Source organism: Rhodobacter xanthinilyticus (assembly GCF_001856665.1).
Lineage (GTDB): Bacteria > Pseudomonadota > Alphaproteobacteria > Rhodobacterales > Rhodobacteraceae > Rhodobacter > Rhodobacter xanthinilyticus.
In genome coordinates, this window is sequence record NZ_CP017781.1 from 3,016,188 (window position 1) to 3,035,364 (window position 19,177).

Annotated in this window: 17 protein-coding genes and 1 other RNA gene; 10 read left to right on the plus strand and 8 right to left on the minus strand. The window is 67.6% G+C overall.

The features are described 5' to 3' along the window. Positions 1-126: 126 nt before the first annotated feature. From LPB142_RS14735 to LPB142_RS14760, 6 genes are all read right to left on the minus strand, one after another. Entirely contained in the window at positions 127-1,347 is a 1,221-nt protein-coding gene (locus tag LPB142_RS14735) for a glycosyltransferase (RefSeq protein ID WP_071166818.1), read from the minus strand. Then, the gene (locus LPB142_RS14740) at positions 1,344-2,945 is read right to left on the minus strand and encodes an ABC transporter ATP-binding protein (protein ID WP_068765433.1); all 1,602 of its coding nucleotides are present in this window, start codon (positions 2,943-2,945) and stop codon (positions 1,344-1,346) included. The genes LPB142_RS14735 and LPB142_RS14740 overlap by 4 nt, the downstream gene beginning before the upstream one ends. Beyond that, entirely contained in the window at positions 2,942-4,048 is a 1,107-nt protein-coding gene (locus LPB142_RS14745) for an ABC transporter permease (protein WP_071166819.1), read from the minus strand. Before LPB142_RS14745 ends, LPB142_RS14740 begins: the two co-directional genes overlap by 4 nt. After that, positions 4,045-5,193 (minus strand): microcin C ABC transporter permease YejB, encoded by a 1,149-nt coding sequence (locus tag LPB142_RS14750; RefSeq protein WP_071166820.1) that lies wholly within the window; start codon positions 5,191-5,193, stop codon positions 4,045-4,047. Before LPB142_RS14750 ends, LPB142_RS14745 begins: the two co-directional genes overlap by 4 nt. Before the next feature lie 28 nt (positions 5,194-5,221). Further along, positions 5,222-7,102: an extracellular solute-binding protein gene (locus LPB142_RS14755; RefSeq protein WP_156894387.1), complete on the minus strand. Its 1,881-nt coding sequence runs from the start codon at positions 7,100-7,102 to the stop codon at positions 5,222-5,224. A 132-nt stretch (positions 7,103-7,234) separates the two neighbouring features. Continuing rightward, positions 7,235-7,741 (minus strand): c-type cytochrome, encoded by a 507-nt coding sequence (locus LPB142_RS14760; RefSeq protein WP_068765437.1) that lies wholly within the window; start codon positions 7,739-7,741, stop codon positions 7,235-7,237. Between the two features lie 213 nt (positions 7,742-7,954). Between LPB142_RS14760 and LPB142_RS14765 the strand changes: the two genes are divergently transcribed. Next, entirely contained in the window at positions 7,955-8,803 is an 849-nt protein-coding gene (locus LPB142_RS14765) for a prephenate dehydratase (RefSeq protein ID WP_232230899.1), read from the plus strand. A gap of 2 nt (positions 8,804-8,805) precedes the next feature. Here LPB142_RS14765 and LPB142_RS14770 read toward each other — a convergent pair whose 3' ends face one another. Further along, the gene (locus LPB142_RS14770) at positions 8,806-9,273 is read right to left on the minus strand and encodes an SRPBCC family protein (RefSeq protein WP_068765439.1); all 468 of its coding nucleotides are present in this window, start codon (positions 9,271-9,273) and stop codon (positions 8,806-8,808) included. Between the two features lie 42 nt (positions 9,274-9,315). Further along, the gene (gene nudC / locus LPB142_RS14775) at positions 9,316-10,314 is read right to left on the minus strand and encodes an NAD(+) diphosphatase (RefSeq protein ID WP_071166823.1); all 999 of its coding nucleotides are present in this window, start codon (positions 10,312-10,314) and stop codon (positions 9,316-9,318) included. 207 nt (positions 10,315-10,521) lie between these two features. Between nudC and LPB142_RS14780 the strand changes: the two genes are divergently transcribed. The 9 genes from LPB142_RS14780 (at position 10,522) to fzlA (ending at position 19,138) form a co-directional block, all read left to right on the plus strand. Further along, positions 10,522-12,468, plus strand: coding sequence for a bifunctional 2',3'-cyclic-nucleotide 2'-phosphodiesterase/3'-nucleotidase (locus tag LPB142_RS14780; RefSeq protein WP_082872865.1), 1,947 nt, complete (start codon positions 10,522-10,524; stop codon positions 12,466-12,468). A gap of 159 nt (positions 12,469-12,627) precedes the next feature. Beyond that, positions 12,628-13,647, plus strand: a complete 1,020-nt coding sequence (locus tag LPB142_RS14785) for an ABC transporter substrate-binding protein (RefSeq protein ID WP_071166824.1) — start codon at positions 12,628-12,630, stop codon at positions 13,645-13,647. Between the two features lie 44 nt (positions 13,648-13,691). Then, a complete protein-coding gene (locus LPB142_RS14790) occupies positions 13,692-14,480 on the plus strand; it encodes an ABC transporter ATP-binding protein (RefSeq protein WP_068765442.1) in 789 nt (262 codons plus the stop codon). Then, entirely contained in the window at positions 14,480-15,244 is a 765-nt protein-coding gene (locus tag LPB142_RS14795; RefSeq protein ID WP_071166825.1) for an ABC transporter permease, read from the plus strand. The genes LPB142_RS14790 and LPB142_RS14795 overlap by 1 nt, the downstream gene beginning before the upstream one ends. 191 nt (positions 15,245-15,435) lie before the next feature. Then, an RNA gene (ffs, locus tag LPB142_RS14800) (signal recognition particle sRNA small type) lies at positions 15,436-15,534 on the plus strand. A 65-nt stretch (positions 15,535-15,599) separates the two neighbouring features. Then, on the plus strand, positions 15,600-17,372 hold the full coding sequence (locus LPB142_RS14805) for a DNA polymerase III subunit gamma/tau (RefSeq protein WP_071166826.1): 1,773 nt from the start codon (positions 15,600-15,602) through the stop codon (positions 17,370-17,372). A gap of 10 nt (positions 17,373-17,382) precedes the next feature. Beyond that, positions 17,383-17,727 carry a YbaB/EbfC family nucleoid-associated protein gene (locus LPB142_RS14810; protein ID WP_068765445.1) on the plus strand — a complete coding sequence of 115 codons (345 nt, stop codon included), beginning with the start codon at positions 17,383-17,385 and terminating at the stop codon, positions 17,725-17,727. Positions 17,728-17,729: 2 nt separating this feature from the next. Then, complete coding sequence (recR, locus tag LPB142_RS14815) at positions 17,730-18,329, plus strand: recombination mediator RecR (protein WP_068765446.1); 600 nt, start codon at positions 17,730-17,732, stop codon at positions 18,327-18,329. A 143-nt stretch (positions 18,330-18,472) separates the two neighbouring features. Further along, positions 18,473-19,138, plus strand: a complete 666-nt coding sequence (fzlA, locus tag LPB142_RS14820; protein ID WP_071166827.1) for an FtsZ-binding protein FzlA — start codon at positions 18,473-18,475, stop codon at positions 19,136-19,138. Positions 19,139-19,177: the final 39 nt, after the last annotated feature.

Genomic DNA, 19,177 nt, shown 5'->3' on the forward strand with positions numbered 1-19,177 from the left:
GCGCCCCGCCGAGGGCAAAGATGCGTATTTGCGCCAAGAAGAAGCCCCCTCGTTTCTTCTTGGCAAAAATACGCCGGGGGGCTCGGGGGGCAGCGCCCCCCGCCGCATCAAGCGCGGCACGCCGGATCAGGCCCCGGCCCGCTCCACGAAGTCGATCAACCGCGGCAGACAGACCGCGTTCAGATCATAGCGCGCCACGATATCGGCCCGCGCCTGCGCGCGCAGGGCCGCAAAGCGCTCGGGCTCGGCCAGGGCCTCGATCAGCCGCGCCGACCAGCCCTTGATATCGAAGAAATCGACGAGCTGCCCGTTCTCGCCCGGCCGGATCACCTCGCGCACCGGCGCGGTATCCGAGCCGATCACATGGCACCCCGCCGCGAGGCTCTCCATCAAGGACCAGCTCAGCACGAAAGGATATGTCAGATAGGCATGCACCCGGCTGACCTGCAGCAGGCTCAGATAAGTCGGGTAAGGCACGCGGCCGAGGAAATGTACGCGGCTCAGATCGAGCCGGTCCTTGACCTCCTCGAGGAAGATCTGCTTCCAGCTCCGCCCGCCGCCGGGCGCCGCGCCATAGCTCTGCCCCTCCTCGCCGATCAGCACCACATGCGCCCCGGGCCGCGCCGCCAGCACCTCGGGCAGCGCGCGCAGGAAGCTGTGATAGCCGCGATAGGGCTCGAGCGAGCGGTTGACGAAGCTGATCACCTCATCGCCGGGTTTGAAGACCAGATCGGTCCCCGGGATCGCGAGCCGCGCCTGCGGATCGGGGCAGACCCGCGCGGTATCGATCCCGTCATGGCAGACGGTGATCTTCGGGCGGAACTCGGGCTGGAAGGTTGCGGCCTGAAACTCGGTCGGCGAGAGCGCGGCATCGGCCTGCACCATCGACTGGATCAGATGCGCCGAACGCGCCGTGGTCGAAACGCGCGACTCGAACGCCGGGCGGGCGAATTCCGGGTCGAAATCGGTGTCGAGGCCCGAGGTCTGATACATCATCTCGGCATAGACGAGGAGCCGCGCCTCGGGCCAGACCTCCTTGAGAAACAGCGTCTCGCCCCAGCCCGAATGGCCAAAGATCACATCGGGCACATAATTGTGCCGCGCGCGCAGCTGCCGCGCCGCGAGCGCCGCCTTCAGCCCCCGCTCGGCGCAATCGGCATACATCCGCGTCAGCCGCGGCTCGATCTTGACCTCGGCGGGCTTGCGATATTTCAGCACTTTCACCGGCGAGGGGCGGGTGTTCGTCTCGGTCGTCAGCGCCAGAACATGATGGCCGCGCGCCTCGAGCGCGGGCGCGAGATGGGGGAACTGGCCGGGGAAATTCTGGTGAACGAACAGGATCTTCAAACAATCTCTCCGAGCGCGGCGGCAATCAGATCCTTTGTATAAGCGGTTTTCGGCTGCGCAAAGATCTCCTCGGCGCTGCCCTGCTCGACCACATCGCCGCGCTTCATCACCATCACCTGATGCGCGAGCGCCCGCACCACGCGCAGATCGTGGCTGATGAAGAGATAGGCCAGCCCATGGCGGCGCTGCAGCCCGCGCAAAAGCTCGACGATCTGCACCTGCACCGTCATGTCGAGCGCCGAGGTCGGCTCATCGAGCACCACCACCCGCGGGCGCAAGATCATCGCCCGCGCGATCGCGATCCGCTGGCGCTGGCCGCCCGAGAATTCATGCGGGTAGCGGCTCATCACCGCGGGGTCGAGGCCGACCTCCTCCATGATCTCGGCGACCATCTCGCGGCGGTTGCGGCCGGGCTCGACGCCATGCACACCCAGCCCCTCGGCGATGATCTGCTCGACCGTCATCCGCGGGCTGAGCGCGCCGAACGGGTCCTGAAACACGATCTGCATATCGCGCCGCAAGGGCCGCAGCGCCCGCGCCGCCAGCCCCGAGATCTCGCGCCCGAGAAACACGATCGGCCCCTCGCTCTCGATCAGCCGCATCAGCGCGAGCGCGAGCGTGGTCTTGCCGGAGCCAGATTCCCCCACGATCCCTAGGGTTTCGCCCGCCTTGAGCCGCAGGCTCGCGCCGTTCACCGCCTTCACATGCCCGACCGTGCGGCGCAGCCAGCCGCGCTTGACCGGGAACCAGACCTTCAGATCCTCGGCCGAGAGGAGCTCCTCGGCCCCCGGGTCGAGCGGCTCGGCGCGGCCCTGCGGCTCGGCGGCGAGGAGCTTCCTCGTATAGGGGTGCTGCGGGTTGGCGAAGATCTCCTCCGCCGGGCCCTGCTCGACGATCTCGCCGTTTTGCATGACGCAAACCCGGTCCGCGATGCGCCGCACCACGCCGAGATCATGGCTGATGAAGAGCAGGCTCATGCCGAGATCGCGCTTGAGCTCGGCCAGAAGCGCGAGGATCTGCGCCTGGATAGTGACATCGAGCGCGGTCGTGGGCTCATCGGCGATCAGAAGCTCAGGCCCGTTGGCCAGCGCCATCGCGATCATCACCCGCTGGCGCTGGCCGCCGGAGAGCTGATGTGGGTAATCGGCGAGCCGCGTCTCGGGCTCGGGGATGCCGACGCGGGCGAGAAGCTCCACCACCCGCGCGCGCGCCGCCGCCCCCGTCAGCCCCTGATGCAGCGCGAGGCTCTCGGCGATCTGTTTTTCGATCGTGTGGAGCGGGTTGAGCGAGGTCATCGGCTCCTGGAAGATGAAGGAGATGTCGTTGCCGCGCACCGCGCGCAAGACCTCGGCCGGGGCGCCGACCATCTCGCGCCCGCCGTAGCGGATCGAGCCCTCGATCCGCGCATTCGGGCCCAGAAGCGCCACCGAAGAGAGCGCCGTCACCGATTTGCCCGAGCCGGATTCGCCCACCAGCGCCACCGTCTCGCCCCGCCCGACGGCAAAGCTCACCCCCTTGACCGCGGGCACATCGCGCCCGTCCTGACGGAAGATCACACGCAGGTCCGAGACCTCGAGAACAGGATCGGGGCGGCTCATTTGAACACCTTGCGCGGGTCGAAAGCGTCACGCACGCCCTCGAAGATGAAGACCAGAAGCGAGAGCATCGCCGAGAAGGTGAAGAAGGCGGTGAAGGCGAGCCAGGGCGCCTGCAGGTGCTGTTTGCCTTGCAGGACAAGCTCGCCCAGGCTCGGCGCCGAGCTCGGCAGGCCATAGCCGAGGTAATCGAGCGTCGCGAGGCCGGAGATCGCGCCGGTGATCACGAAGGGCAGCATGGTCAGCGTCGCCACCATCGCATTGGGCAGGATATGGCGGAACATGATCACCCGGTCGGAGACCCCAAGCGCCCGCGCCGCGCGGACATATTCGAAATTGCGCGCGCGCAGGAATTCGGCGCGCACCACGCCGGTGAGCGCGGGCCAGCCGAAGAGGATGGTGACGAAGACCAGCAGCCAGAAGCTGCGCCCGAGGATCGCGAAGAGGATGATGATGACGTAAAGCGAGGGGGTCGAGGACCAGATCTCCATCAGCCGTTGCAGCACGAGATCGACCCGCCCGCCGAAATAGCCCTGCACCGCCCCCGCCGCGATGCCGATCAGCGAGGACACCGCGGTCACGATCAGCGCGAACAGGATCGAGGTGCGGAAGCCGTAGATCACCCGCGCAAGCACGTCGCGCGCGGTGTCATCGGTGCCCAGCCAATGCGCGGCATCAGGCGCCGAGGGCGCGGCGCCGACATTGTTGATCGTGCGGTAATGGTAGCGGATCGGCGGCCAGATCATCCACCCGCGCTCCACCGCCTCGCCGCCGACCATGCCGGTGGCGCGGGCCTCGGCCATCGTGTCTTCGGGCGTATCCCAGCATTCCTCGCGCCCGCCGGTCACGATCAGACATTGCACCGCCGGGTCGCGATAGATCGCCTCGGTGCGGAAATCGCCGCCAAAGGTGGTCTCGGGGTAGAATTTGTAAACCGGCAGGTAGAGCGCGCCGCGGTAGCTCACCAGGATCGGTTTGTCATTGGCCAGAAGCTCGGCAAAGAGCGAAAGCACGAAGAGCGTGCCGAAGATCACCAGCGACCAGAGCGCGCGGCGGTTGGCCTTGAAATTGCGCCAGCGGCGCGCGTTGAGCGGGCTCAGTCTCATCCCTGCCTCCGCTCGAAATCGATCCGGGGGTCGACGAAGGCATAGGTCAGGTCGGAGAGGATGCCGACCACGAGCGAGATCAGCCCGAAGACGTAAAGCGTGCCGAAGATCACCGGGTAATTGCGCTCGACCGCCGCCTGGAAGCCCAGAAGCCCCAGCCCGTCGAGCGAGAAGATCGTCTCGACGATGATCGAGGAGCCGAAGAACACGCCGAGGAAGGTCGCCGGGAAGCCCGCGATCACGATCAGCATCGCGTTGCGGAACACATGGCCGTAGAGCACGCGGCTCTCGCTCAGGCCCTTGGCGCGGGCGGTTACCACATATTGTTTGTTGATCTCGTCAAGAAACGAGTTCTTGGTCAGCAGCGTCATGGTCGCAAAGCTCGCGATCGTGGTGGCGGCGACCGGCAGACAGATGTGCCACAGGTAATCGAGCGCCTTGCCCATCAGGCTGAGCTCGGCGAAATTGTCCGAGGTCAGCCCCCTGAGCGGGAAGATCTTCCAAAACGACCCGCCCGCGAACAGCACCATCAACATCACCGCGAAGAGAAACGACGGGATCGCATAGCCGACGATGATCGCGCCCGAGGTCCAGGTGTCGAACGGCGTGCCGTCCTTGACCGCCTTGCGGATGCCGAGCGGGATCGAGATCAGATAAGCGAGCAGCGTCGACCAGAGCCCGAGCGTGATCGAGACCGGCATCTTGTCGAGGACAAGCTCCACAACCGTCTGATTATGAAAGAAACTCTTGCCAAAATCGAAGCGCAGATAATCGCCCATCATGAGGAAGAACCGCTGCCAGGCGGGGATCTTTTCCTTCACGCAGGCGGGGTCTTTCAGATCGGGCGCATGGCCCGGCGGGCAGGTGATGCGCGCAAACCCCATCTGCACCTCGAGCTGGGCAAGGAGCTCGGGCGAGATGCCGCGCGCGCCCTGATAGCCGCTCTCCTCGACACCGCCCTGGCCCGCGCCCGCATCGCCCCCGCCCGAGAGGTTGCGCATCGCATCCGCCTCGCCCTGCACGCGCGCGATGATCTGTTCGATCGGCCCGCCCGGCACGAATTGCGTCAGCGTGAAGTTGATCACCATGATCCCGATCAACGTCGGGATGACCAGAAGCAACCGCCTCAGGATATAGGCGCCCATGCCTGCCCTGCCTCTCCGTTGAGCCCGCTCAGAACGCCCCGGCGGCCTTCAGTTTTTCGGCTTTTTCGGGGTTATACCACCAGAAATCGAGCTCGCCCAGAGCATAGGGCGGCAGCGTTTCGGGGTGCTCATACATGTCGAAATAGGCGACCGTATGGGTGGCCTTGAACCATTGCGGCACCCAGAAATGGAGCGCGCGCAACGCCCGGTCGAGCGCATGGACCCGCGGCACCAGCTCCTCATGGGTCGTCGCCGCCTCGACCTTGGCGATCAGCGCGTCAATGGCCGGGTTCGCCAGCCCCATCGCGTTGAACACATCGTCCACCGACCCCGAGCCGAAATATTGCTGCAGATCCGCGCCGGGGATCTCGCCTTGGCCGAAATGCGCGGTGATCAGGTCGTAATCATGGCTGCGGCTGCGGTTTTCATATTGCGCATCATCGACCCGCGCCATCGAGGCATCGACGCCGAGCGCGCGCAGGTTCTCGACATAGGGGTTGATCACCCGGTCGAAGGTCTGGCTGTCGTTGAGGATCTCGACCTTGAGCATCTGCCCGGCCGCGTTGCGCCGCATGCCATCCGCGCCGACCTCCCAGCCCGCCGCATCGAGGAGCGCCGAGGCCTTGCGCAGGTTGCCCCGGTCGAGCTGGCGCGCGCCCGAGACCGGCGCCGTGACCGCCGGCGCCTCCAGCACCCCCGCGGGCAGATCCTTGGCCACGGGCGCGAGCAGCGCGCGCTCCTCCGGCGAGGGCCTGCCGGTCGCGGCGAGATCGGAGTTCTCCCAGATCGAGTTCACCCGGGCGTAAAGCCCGTAGAAGAGCGTCTCGTTCGACCATTCGAAGTTGAACATCAGCCCGAGCGCCTCGCGCACGCGGATATCCTGGAACTGCGCGCGGCGCAGGTTGATGGCGAAGCCCTGCCCCGAGGCGATATTGCCGTCGGGCAGCGCGGCCTTGACCACCGCGCCCGATTGATAGGCCGGGAAATCATAGCCCGTTGCCCAGATCAGCGAGCTGGCCTCGTTGCGGAACGTGTAGGTGCCCGCCTTGAACCCCTCGAAAGCGGCCTGATAATCGCCGTAATATTCGACCCGGATCTTGTCGAAATTCGCCCGCCCGAGGTTGATCGGCAGCTTGGCGCCCCAGTAATCGGGGTTGCGCTTCCAGACCACCGTGCGCCCCTCGCGCGCGCTGTCGAACAGATAGGGCCCCGAGCCGATCAGCGGTTTGTCGGAGGATTTCGCGAGGTCGATGCCGTCGCGGGTGAACTGCGCCTTCGAGAAGACCGGCAGCCCGCCCGCCGCCTGGATGATATCGCGGCGCGGATACTCGGCGGTGAAGGTGAATTTGATCCGCCGCGCGTCGAGCACCTCGGCCGAGGCGATCTGCTGCGCCACCACCGCGCGGAAGCTCGACAGCCCCTTGTCGCGCAGCTGTTCATAGGAAAAGAGCACGTCCTCGGCGGTCATCGGCGTGCCGTCGGAAAACGTGATCCCCTCGCGCAGCGTGAAGATCACCCAATCCTTCGAGGGCGGATAGTCGAAACTCTCGCACAAGAGGCAATAGGCCTCGCCGACGGTATCGGCCGTGCCGGTGAGCAGCGTCTCATGCCCGATCGAGGAGAGCGCGGCGGCGCGGCCCTCGAGCGTGTAGGGGTTGAAATTGTCAAACGCGCCCGGCGCCCATTCCGAGATCTCGCCGCCCTTCGGGGCCTCGGGGTTGACGTAATCGAGATGGGCGAAATCGGGGGGATATTTCAGCTCCCCCAGCGTCGCGATCGCGGAGGCCGTGATCACCTCCTCGGCCCGCGCCGTGCCGAGCCCCGCCAGAAGCGCCGCGCCCACCATCAGCCCCGTCAGCCCCGCGCGCAGCCCCGCCGCCCGCATCTCAACCGCCCGTGCAACCGCCATCCGGCCCTCCCCTTCATCGCTTTCGCCCAGCTAAAAGCCCCCGCCCCGCGGGCGCAAGGCGCAACTGCGTGAGGCAGAACGAAAAAGGCCGCACCCGGGGGCGCGGCCTGATCCTTGCGCGGCTTGCGCGGCTTACTGGCTGATCGATTGCAGGTAAGCGATCACGTTGTAGCGGTCTTCGTCCTTGGGCAGGCCGGCGAAGGCCATCTTGTTGCCCGGGATGTAATCCTTCGGCTTGGCGAGCCAGGCGTCGAGCATCTCGATCGTCCAGACGCCGCCATGGGCCTTCACGCCATCCGAATAGGCGAAATCGGCGACCGAGCCGACCGCGCGGCCGACAACGCCGTCGAGATGCGGGCCGGTGGCGTTGGTGCCGTCGACCTTGTGGCAGGCCTTGCACTTGCCAAACACCTTCTCGCCCTTGGCCGCATCGCCCGCGCCGAGCACGACAGCCACCTCTTCTTCCGCCGGGGCCGCATCGCCGCCCGCGCCGCCCGGCGCCGCGGTCATCGCCACGACGTTCTCGCCGGTGGGCTGCGCCTTCAGGGTGAAGAGGGCATCCGAGGCTTTCGAGACGACGATAAGGAACAGCCCGGCGCCGACCACGCCCACGACTGCCTTGAGAATATTCTTGAACATGGCTCTTCCCTGATATGGCTGTTCAGTTGAGCGCATGTATCCGCCTTTGCCCCCCGCTTTCAAGGGATCTTTGCCGCGCCGCGCCCGCCGATCCCGCTAACAGCGGCGGATTTTCGCAGTTTCGCGCGCGCCCCGCGGCCCGCGCACGGCGAATGCCGCTTTTCTCACCGGCGCCCGCGCGCTAAGGCTGGCCGCACGAGCAGGGAGGACGAGATGAGCCAGATGAAAACCGGACGGATCGCGTTTCAGGGCGAGCCGGGCGCCTATTCGCACGAGGCCTGCCGCGAGACCTGCCCCGAGATGGAGGCGCTGCCCTGCGCCACCTTCGAGGAGGTGATCGAGGCGGTCAATTCGGGCCGCGCCGATCTCGCGATGCTGCCGGTCGAGAATTCGACCTATGGGCGCGTGGCCGATATCCACCGGCTGTTGCCGGAATCGGGGCTGCATATCCTGGGCGAGCATTTCCTGCGGGTGCGGATCTCGCTGATGAGCCTGCCGGGCACGCCGCTTTCCGCGGTGGAGAAGGTGCGCGCCCATCTCGTGCTGCTGCCGCAATCGGCGCGGTTTCTGAAAACCCACAACATCACCGGCATCGCCGCCGCCGACAGCGCGGGCGCCGCGCTCGCGCTGGCCGAGAGCCGCACGCCGCATGAGGGCGTTCTGGCCTCCGAACTCGCCGCCGAGATCTACGGCCTCGAGGTGCTCGCCCGCGATATCGAGGACCACGGCCACAACACCACGCGCTTCCTGATCATGGGCCGCGCGCCCGATCTCACCCGCCGCGGCGAGGGGCCGATGATGACCACCTTCGTCTTCGAGGTGCGCAACATCCCCGCCGCGCTCTACAAGGCGCTCGGCGGTTTTGCGACCAATGGCGTGAACATGACCAAGCTCGAGAGCTACATGGTCGACGGCAATTTCACCGCAACCCGCTTTTACGCCGATATCGAGGGCCACCCCGAAGACCCCAATGTCGCGCTCGCGCTCGATGAGCTGCGCTATTTCACCGCGCATCTCAACCTGCTCGGGGTCTATCCCTCCGACCGGCGCCGCAACGACTGATCTCAGCCCTCAGCGGCGCCCTTCATCTCGAGCGCGCGGGCGAAGAGCTTCACCCGCTCGGCGAATTTGCGCTCGAGATTGGCGCGGCCGAGCTTGGCCGACTGGATCATCAGCCGCGCGCCGAGCGTGCGCGGCTTGACCTCGAGCGCCGCCACGAGCCGCGTGCGCGACCGCGACAGCGCCACCATCCGCAGCTCGAGCACCATCGCGAAGGAGGACGATTCGCCCGCGTAATCAAGCGCCTCGGGCCGCTCGAAGCGGCGCAGATCGGCGAGGATCTGGCGCGGCTTGCCGCGGAAGCGGAAGCCGATGTCCCACGACATCCCCGCCCCCGGCGCAGAAAGCGTATCGAGCCGCTTGAGCGACACCCCCCGCTTGAGCGCGGCGCGCTCGAACCGCGACACATCGCACAGCTCGTCGAAAAGCGCCTCGGCAGGCAGCTCGATATCCTCGCGCGTCGACAGTTTCATGCGCTCTCCTGACAGGCTTGGGGCTTTGGCGCAGCTTTGCCGTCAAACCAGCCGGTCCGCAAGCCATTGCCGCAGCATCCAGCCCGCAATTGCACCGGCGCGCGGCGCGCGGATCACAGGGTCGGTGCCGGCAAAGACCTCGGCGAGGCGCTCGCGGCTGATCCAGAGCGCATCCTCGATCTCGGCGGGGTCGAGGGTGATCTCGGCGTTCACCGCCTCGGCGTGACAGCCGAGCATCAGCGAGGCGGGGAAGGGCCAGGGCTGCGAGGCGAGGAAGCGCACCGCCCCGACCCGCACGCCGCTCTCCTCGAAGACCTCGCGCGCGACCGTCGCCTCGAGCGTCTCGCCGGGCTCCATGAACCCCGCAAGGCAGGAATACATCCCCTCGGGCCAGCCGGGGCTGCGCCCGAGCAGCACCGCATTGCCGCGGGTGACGAGCATGATCGCGACCGGCTCGATGCGCGGGAATTGCACCGCCCCGCAGCCGGTGCAGCGCCGCTGCCAGCCCGCCGCCTCCGGCTCGGTCGCCGCCCCGCAGGCCGGGCAGAAGCCATGGCGCGCGTGCCAGGTCAGAAGCCCCCGCGCCGTCGCCGCAAGCTCGGCCGCGCGCGCGTCGAGCGCGGTCATCTGGCCGCGCAGCTCGGCAAAGCGCGCGCCTTCGGGCAGGTCGGGGTGGCTGTGCTCGCTCGCGTCGAAAAACGCCTCCGGGTCAGGCAGATCGCCGCCCGGATGCCAGCCCGAGACATCGCGCGCAAAGACCGCCCTGCCCTCGGACAGCCCGAGGAAGATCTCCGCGCGGCTGGCCTCGAAGATCACATGATCCGCGTCGAGCGCCGCCAGCCCCGCGCCGACAGGCCCCGAGACGCCCCGCGCCCCCGGCCCCGCAAAGAGCGGCCGCCCGCGCCAGACCGGCAAGATCGCCGCCGCGGCGCGCAGCGCGGCAAGCGCCTGCGGGTCGGCGCGCAGATGCGCGGCGCGGTCAAACCCCGAAGCCTCGAAGGCAAGCCCCGGCCGGGGCGAAACAGGCGCGGATGACGGCATGAGAACCTCCTCGACAGCGCTTTTCTCTTGGCACGGACCGCGCGCCTTGACCAGCAGCGTTGCACAGATGCCGCGCCAAAAGCTGAACCGGGCCAGAGAGTTAATTCAGGGCTGGGCCTCGGCGGAAAACTACCCTAGGTTGAGTTGCGGCCCCCGGGCCGCCCCCTCTCCCCCCCCCGCGATCCGTCGCGGACAGAAGGCAATTCGATGGCAGAACCTCCTGACCAGCCCCCCTCTGGCCAGCCCGAGACACCAGCGCCCCCGGTCGTATCGCTGCGACTGCTCGAGACGACGGATCTGCACGGCCATATCCAGGGCTATGATTACGCCGCCAACGCGCCCAGCGCCTCGGTCGGCCTTGCGCGCCTCGCCGGGCTGATCGCGCAGGCTCGCGCCGAGGTCGAGGCCAGCCTGCTCTTCGACAACGGCGATTTCCTGCAAGGCACGCCGATGATGCAATATTGGGCGCAGGTGCGCGGCCTTGGCCCGGGCGAGATCCACCCGATGATCGCGGCGATGAACGCGGTGGGCTATGACGCCGCGACGCCGGGCAACCACGATTTCAACTTCGGGCTCGGGTTCCTCAGGCGCGCGCTGGCGGGGGCGCGCTTCCCGCTCGTTTGCGCCAATGCGGTACGCCGCGTCGGCGCCACCCCGGCCGAGGACGAGACCCTGCTGCCGCCCTGGACGATCCTCGAGCGCGAGCTCACCGACAGCCACGGCGCGCGCCGCAAGCTGCGGATCGGGGTGATCGGCTGCCTGCCCGCGCAATTCGTCGAATGGGACCGCATCCACCTCGAGGGCCAGCTCGAGGCGCGCGGCCTGCTCGCGGCGGCGCGGGCGCATCTGCCGGCGCTGCGCGCGCAAAAGCCCGATCTCGTGATCGCGCTGGCCCATACCGGCATCGCCGCGGCCCTGCCGCTGCCCGAGCTCGATTGCGACAACGAAAACCTCGCGCTGCCGCTGGCGCGGATCGAGGGGATCGACGTGCTCTTGTGCGGCCATAACCACCTGTGCTTCCCCGGCCCCGATATCGCCGAGGGCGGCGGCATCGACCCTGTGCGCGGCACGCTGGCAGGCAAACCCGCGATGATCCCGGGGCGCTGGGGCTCGCATCTGGGGGTGATGGATCTCACCCTCGAGGAGGGGCCGGCGGGCTGGCGGATCCGCGATTTCCGCACCGAGCTGCGCGCGATCAGCCGCCGCCCCGCGCCGGGCTGCCCGGCCGCGCCGCTGGTGGCCGAGGACACCGGGATCCTCGCGCTCAACGCCGAGGCCCACCGCGAAACCCTGCGATATACCAAACGCGCGATCGGCACGCTGACGGCGCCGCTGCACAGCTTCTTCTCGCAAATCGCCCCCGATGCCGCGCTCTCCCTCGTCGCCGAGGCGCAGGCCGCCCATGTCCGCGCCCGCCTGATCGGCCGCCCGCAGGCCGAGCTGCCGCTCTTGAGCGCGGTCTCGCCGTTCAAATGCGGCGGCCGCGGCGGGCCCGATCATTACCTCGAGCTGCCCCCCGGCCCGCTCACCATCCGCCATATCACCGATCTTTACGCCTTCCCCAATGTCGTCAGCGCGCTCGAACTCACCGGCGCCGAGCTGCGCGACTGGCTCGAGCGCGCCGCGGGCATGTTCCGCCGCATCACCCCCGGCCGGGCCGACCAACAGCTGCTGAACCTCGACTTCCCCTGCTACAATTTCGACGTGATCGCGGGGCTCACCTATGAGATCGACCTGACCCAGCCCGCGCGGTTTTCGCCCACCGACGGGCGGCTGCGCAACGGTTCGGCGCGCCGGATCCGCGATCTGCGGTTTCAGGGCGCGCCGCTCGACCCGCAGGCGCGCTTCATCCTCGCCACCAACAGCTATCGCAGCGCCGGCGCGGGCCATTTCATCCGCCCGCAGCGCCCCGCGCTCAACCTCGGCCCCGCCGAAACCTCGTTCGATGCGCTGATCACCCATCTGAGCGCCACCTCGCCGGTGCCGCGCACCCCGCCCCGGCCGATCTGGCGCTTCGCGCCGATGCCGGGCACCAGCGTGCTGTTCCGCACCAGCCCCCGCGCGGCGCCGTTTCTGGGCGAGATCGACGCCTACCGCCATGAGACCCTCGGCCTCGACACGCAGGGGTTCTTGCGGATTCGCCTGCATCTCTGACCGGCGAGCTTCGCCTTTTGATGCAAATTTGTGCATGGGTTGAATTTTTGACCGCTTGATAAGCTTTCACCCCGCGCCGCGCCGCCCGACCGTGGCGCCGCCCTTACGCCGCGCCCGGCAAGCTCGCAGGATCATCCCGAACCAAAGACGGAGATCGAGATGTTCCACCGCACCCTGCGCGCGCTTGGCGCCGCCGCGCTGATCGGCACCGCGCTGAGCGCCCCCGCGCTCGCCGAGACCAAAATCCCCTTCACGCTCGACTGGAAATTCGAAGGCCCCGCGGCGCCCTATTTCCTCGCGCTCGACAAGGGCTATTACAAGGCCGAGGGGCTCGATGTGGAAATCTCCGAGGGCGCGGGCTCGCTCGACGCGATCCCGAAGGTCGCGACCGGCGCCTATCCGTTCGGCTTTTCCGACATCAACTCGCTGATGAAATTCCTCGACCAGAACCCCGGCGCCCCGGTGACCGCGGTGATGATGGTCTATGACAAGCCGCCCTTTGCGGTGGTCGGGCGCAAATCGCTCGGCATCGAGACGCCGAAGGATCTCGAGGGCAAGGTGCTCGGCGCGCCGCCGCCCGATGGCGCCTGGGCGCAGTTCCCGATCTTTGCCGCCGAGCAGGGCCTCGACATGACGAAGATCACCGTCGAGCCGGTCGGCTTCCCGGTGCGCGAGCCGATGCTCGCCGAGGGCAAGGTCGCCGCGGTGACCGGCTTCTCCTTCACCTCGACGCTCTCCTCGATCCGCCTCGGCGTGCCGGAGGACGACCTCAAGGTGCTCCTGATGGCCGATTACGGCGTCGCGCTTTACGGCAATGCGATTCTCGTCAACACCGAGTTCGCCAAGGCCAACCCCGAGGTGGTGACCGGCTTCCTGCGCGCCACCGCGAAGGGCTGGAAAGACGCGATCTCCGCCCCCGAAACCGCCATCGACAGCCTGATGACGCGCAATGTCGCCGCCGACAAGGCGCTCGAGACCCGGCGCCTCGAGATGGCGATCAAGGACAACGTGCTGACCGATTACGTCAAGGAGCACGGCATCGGCGCGGTCGACCCGGCGCGTTTTGCCAAGGCGATCGACCAGACGGGCTCGGTCTATGAGTTCAAGGCCACCCCCGACGCGGCCCTCTATTTCGACCCGAGCTACCTGCCCAAAGATGGCAGCCTGATGCTGCAATAACCGGCGGGGGCCTTCGGGCCCCCGTCCTCTTCCGGGGTGGGCGCATGACAAAATTCATAGATATCAAGGGCGTGAAACACGCCTACAAGACCCGCAACGGGCTCTTGCCGGTGCTCGACGGGCTCGATGTCGAGGTCGGCCAGGGCGAGTTCTGCGCGGTCGTCGGCCCCTCGGGCTGCGGGAAATCGACGCTGACGCGGCTCGTCTCGGGGCTGATGCGCCCCGATGGAGGCGCGGTCGTGCTCGACGGCCAGGAGGTCTCGAGCCCGCGCAAGACCGTCGGCATGGCGTTTCAGAACCCGGTCATGCTCGAATGGCGCACGATCCTCGAAAACGTCATGCTGCCGCTCGAGATCGTCGCGCCGAAGATGCCCCGCGCCGAGGCCGAGGCCCGCGCCGAGCATCTGCTCGCCATGGTCGGGCTGAAGGGCTTCGAGAAGAAACGCCCCTCCGAGCTTTCCGGCGGCATGCGCCAGCGCGCCAGCCTGTGCCGCGCGATCGTGCACAAGCCACAGGTGCTGATCATGGATGAACCCTTCGGCGCGCTCGACAATTTCACCCGCGAGGATCTGTGGCAGACGATGCGCGATCTGCGCGCGGCCGAGCCCTTCACCTGCATCCTGATCACCCATGACCTGCGCGAAAGCGTGTTCCTCGGCGATCAGGTGATCGTGCTCTCGGGCCGCCCCGCGCGCACCCAATATGTGCTCGATGTCGATCTGCCTGCCGACCGCACGATCGACATCCTCTACGAGCCCAAAGCCGTCGAGATGCTGCACCTGTTGCGCGACCAGATCCGCATCGCCCAAGGCCGCGACGGAGGCGCCCACTGATGGACAAGGCCCAGAAAATCATCGTCCCCCTGCTCGCGATCCTCGTCTTCCTGATGCTCTGGGAGGGCATCGTCTGGATCAACGACTGGCCCAATTACGTCATGGCCTCGCCCTCCGACCTGCCCGAAGCCTATTGGAAATACAGCCATCTGTTCCTCACGATGGGCTGGCAGACGCTCTGGCGCACGGTGCTCGGCCTCGCCATCGCGGTGGTCGCGGGCACGCTTTTGGGCATGGTCATGGGGTTCTCGAAAATCGCCCGCGAGGGGCTCTACCCGCTCCTCGTCGGCTTCAACGCGATCCCGAAGGCAACCCTCGTGCCGGTGCTGGCGCTCCTCTTCATCGGCCAGCATGATTTCAACACCGTGCTGATGGCCTTCCTGATCTCGTTCTTCCCGATCGCGGTCTCGGTCTCGATCGGCCTCTCCACCCTCGAACCCGAATATCGCGATATTCTGGCCGCCCTCGGCGCCTCGAAATTCACGATCTTCCGGAAAATCGCCCTGCCGAAAACCCTGCCCGAGTTCTTCGGCGCGCTGAAGGTCGCGGTGACCCTCGCCTTCATCGGCACGAACCTCGTGGAAATCGTCTCCCCCCATGGCCGCGGCCTCGGCGCGCTTTTCAAATCGGGCGAGACGAACGGCGATTACCCGCTGATGTTCGCGGTGCTGATCGCGCTCGCCTTCCTCGGTATCGTTCTCTACTACGCCGTCGTCGCGCTGGAGCGGATCTTCGCGGGCTGGGCCGAGCGCAGCCCCGGTTGAGAGCGCCGGGGGCGTGCGCCGCCCCCGGACCCCCTGCGGGATATTTGGACATCATTGAAGAGGCCCCCTCCCCTTCAACGATGCGAAAATATCCCGGGGGTGAATGCCGCAGGCAGAGGGGGCAGCGCCCCCTGCGCCCTCGTCGCGGGGCAAGGCTTGCGAATCCTGCGCGCCCCCCCTATATGAGCCCTCGAGAGGTTGGCGCGGGCGAGCGCCTCGCCAACCCGGTCAGGTCCGGAAGGAAGCAGCCGCAACGAGTCCCGCTTGGGTCGATGTCCAGCCTCTCACCCTCCTCCTCATCGGTTTGACACAGGGCCCGGCGTGGCTAGACTGCGCCCGACGACAGGAGACGCGCATGTCCGACACGCCCGCGACCGGCTATCAGGTTCTGGCCCGCAAATACCGCCCCGCGACCTTCGCCGACCTGATCGGCCAGGAAGCGATGGTGCGCACGCTGAAGAACGCCTTCGCCGCCTCGCGCATCGCCCAGGCCTTCATCATGACCGGCATCCGCGGCACCGGCAAAACCACCACCGCGCGGATCATCGCCAAGGGCCTCAACTGTGTCGGCGCCGATGGCCAGGGCGGCCCGACGACCGAGCCCTGCCTCGTCTGCGAGCATTGCCGCGCGATCGCCGAGGGCCGCCATGTCGATGTGATGGAGATGGACGCGGCCTCGCGCACCGGGGTCGGCGATATCCGCGAGATCATCGAGAGCGTGCATTACCGGGCGGCCTCGGCCCGCTACAAGGTCTATATCATCGACGAAGTGCACATGCTCTCGACGAGCGCCTTCAACGCGCTCCTGAAGACCCTCGAAGAGCCGCCCGCGCATGTGAAATTCATCTTCGCCACGACCGAGATCCGCAAGGTGCCGGTCACGGTTCTGTCACGCTGCCAGCGGTTTGACCTCAAGCGGATCGAGCCCGAGGTGATGATGGCGCATCTGGCGCGCATCGCAGGCCTCGAGAGCGCGCATCTCGCGCCCGATGCGCTGGCGCTGATCACCCGCGCGGCGGAGGGCTCGGTGCGCGACGCGATGAGCTTGCTCGACCAGGCGATCGCGCATGGCGCGGGGGAGACGACGGCCGAGCAGGTGCGGGCGATGCTGGGGCTCGCCGATCGCGCCCGGGTGCTCGATCTCTTCGACATGATCCTGAAGGGCGATGCCGCCGGCGCGCTGACTGAGCTTGGCAGCCAGTATTCCGACGGCGCCGACCCGATGGCGGTGCTGCGCGATCTGACCGAGATCACCCATTGGGTCTCGGTGATCAAGATCACGCCCGAGGCCGCCGAGGACCCGACCGTGCCCCCCGAGGAGCGCACCCGCGGCCAGGCGATGGCGGCGGCGATCCCGATGCGGGTGCTCTCGCGGCTCTGGCAGATGCTGCTCAAGGCGATCGAAGAGGTCGGCGCCGCGCCCAACACGATGATGGCGGCCGAGATGGCGATCATCCGGCTGACCCATGTCGCCGACCTGCCCGACCCGGAAACCTTGATGCGCAAGATCCAGTCCGGCCCGGGCGAGGCCGGCGGGCGCGGCCCGGCGGCGGGCGGCGGCGGGGCGGGCGGGCCGACGATGGCCGCGGGCCCCCTGGCCGCGACCACGATGCGCGCGCGTTTTGGCGCGCCGATCGCGCGGGCGGGCAACGCGGCTCTCGCCCAGGCCGTGCAGGCCGAGACCGCGCTCGCGCGCTTTGCGCGGTTTGAGGATGTTTGTGAGCTCATCCGCCGGATGCGCGATGTGAAGCTCCTCCTCGATGTCGAGAATTGTCTGCGCCTCGTGCGCTATGCCCCCGGCCGGATCGAGTTCGAGCCGACCGAGGACGCGCCGCGCGACCTCGCCGCGACGCTCTCGCAGCGGCTGATGGGCTGGACGGGCGCGCGCTGGGGCGTGTCGATCGTGAGCGAGGGCGGCGGCGAGACCATCGCCGAGACCCGCAACGCCGGGCGCCGCGCCGCCGAGGCCGAGGCGCGCGCGCAAAGCGCGGTCGTGCAGGCGATTTTCGCGGCCTTCCCGAAGGCCAGGTTCGAGGCGATCACCACCGCCGCCGAACTCGCACAGGAACACCAGGCCGAGGCTTTGCCCGAGGTCGAGGATGAATGGGATCCTTTCGAGGACAATTAAGGAGACGAGCATGTTCAAGGGCTTGGGCCAGCTTGGCGATATGGCCAAGATGATGAAGGCGGCGAAGGAGATGCAGGAGCGGATGGCCGCGCTGCAAGAGGAGCTCACCCGCATCGAGGTGACCGGCGAGGCCGGCGCGGGGCTGGTGCGCGCCACCGCCTCGGCCAAGGGCGTGCTGACCGGGCTCTCGATCGACCCCTCGATCCTCGTCGCCTCGGAAAAAGAGGTGGTCGAGGACCTGATCCTCGCCGCGATCAAGGACACCCAGGCCAAGGCCAAGGCCCGCGAGCAGGAGGAGCAGAAAAAGCTCCTCACCGCGCTCGGCCTGCCCGCCGACATGGAGCTTCCGGGCTGATCATGGCGGGGCCGCAGGGCGAGATCGAGGAGCTGATCGCGCTGATGGCGCGGCTGCCGGGGCTCGGGCCCCGCTCGGCGCGCCGTGCGGTGTTGCAGATGTTGCGCAAACGGGCGGCGCTGATGGCGCCGCTCGCAAAGATGATGGCGCAAGTCGCGGAAAACGCGCGCGAATGCGAGATCTGCGGCAATATTTCGGTGGGCGGCTGCTGCGAGATCTGCGCCGCGCCGGGCCGCGCGACCGGCGAGATTTGCGTCGTCGAGGATGTCGCCGATCTCTGGGCGATGGAGCGCGGCGGCGCCTTCAAGGGCCGCTATCATGTGCTCGGGGGCGTGCTCTCGGCGCTCGATGCGGTCGGCCCCGAGGAGCTCGGCATCCCGCGGCTCCTCGCACGGATCGAGGCGGAGGGGGTGGGCGAGGTGATCTTGGCGCTCAACGCCACCGTCGAGGGCCAGACCACCGCGCATTACATCGCCGAAACCCTCGAGGGGCGGGGCGTGCGCATCACCTCGCTTGCCCAGGGCGTGCCGATCGGGGGCGAGCTCGATTATCTCGACGATGGCACGATCTCGGCGGCGCTGCGCGCGCGGCGGGCGTTCTGACCGCGGCCCCAAGCCCCGCCCCCTCCGCTTCTTCTTGGCAAAAATACGCATTCCGCCGCCGGGGCCGCCGCTGCAACCGGGCATTGATCCGCCCGCCCCCCGGGGCTATCAGGGGATGACACCCGAACAGCCAGAGTTTTCGCATGAACCGCCTTTATCACGTCGCGCTTTCGCCCTTCTGCCGCAAGGTGCGCCTGACGCTCGCGGAAAAGAAGATCGAGGTCGAGCTGGTCGAGGAGCGCTACTGGGAGCAAAGCCCCGAGTTTTTGCGCCGCAATCCGGCGGGCAAGGTGCCGGTTCTGCGGCTCGATGCGCGGGTGATGAGCGAAAGCCAGGCGATCTGCGAATATCTCGACGAGACCGTTCCGGGGCCCACGCTGATCCCGCGCGACGCGGAGGGCCGCTATGAGGTGCGCAGGCTCTGCGCCTGGTTCGACGACAAGTTCAACGAGGAAGTCACCCGCAAGGTGATGGGTGAGCGGGTCTGGAAGAAGGTCATGAAGAAGGGCTACCCTGACAGCAAGACCGTCAAGGAAGGGCTCTCGGCGATCAAGTTCCACCTCGATTACATGGGCTGGCTGCTCGATCAGCGGCGCTGGCTGGCGGGCGATGTGATGACGCTCGCGGATTTTGCGGCCGCCGCGCATCTGAGCTGTCTCGATTATATTTCGGATGTCGACTGGAACCGCTCGGAGGCGGTGAAGGATTGGTATGCGAAGATCAAGTCGCGCCCGGCGTTCCGCTCGCTTCTGGCCGATCAGTTGCCGGGGCTGCCGCCCTCGCCGCAATATGCCGAGCTCGATTTCTGAGCGCGGCCGGGGGATCCTCCCCCGGACCCCCTAGGATAT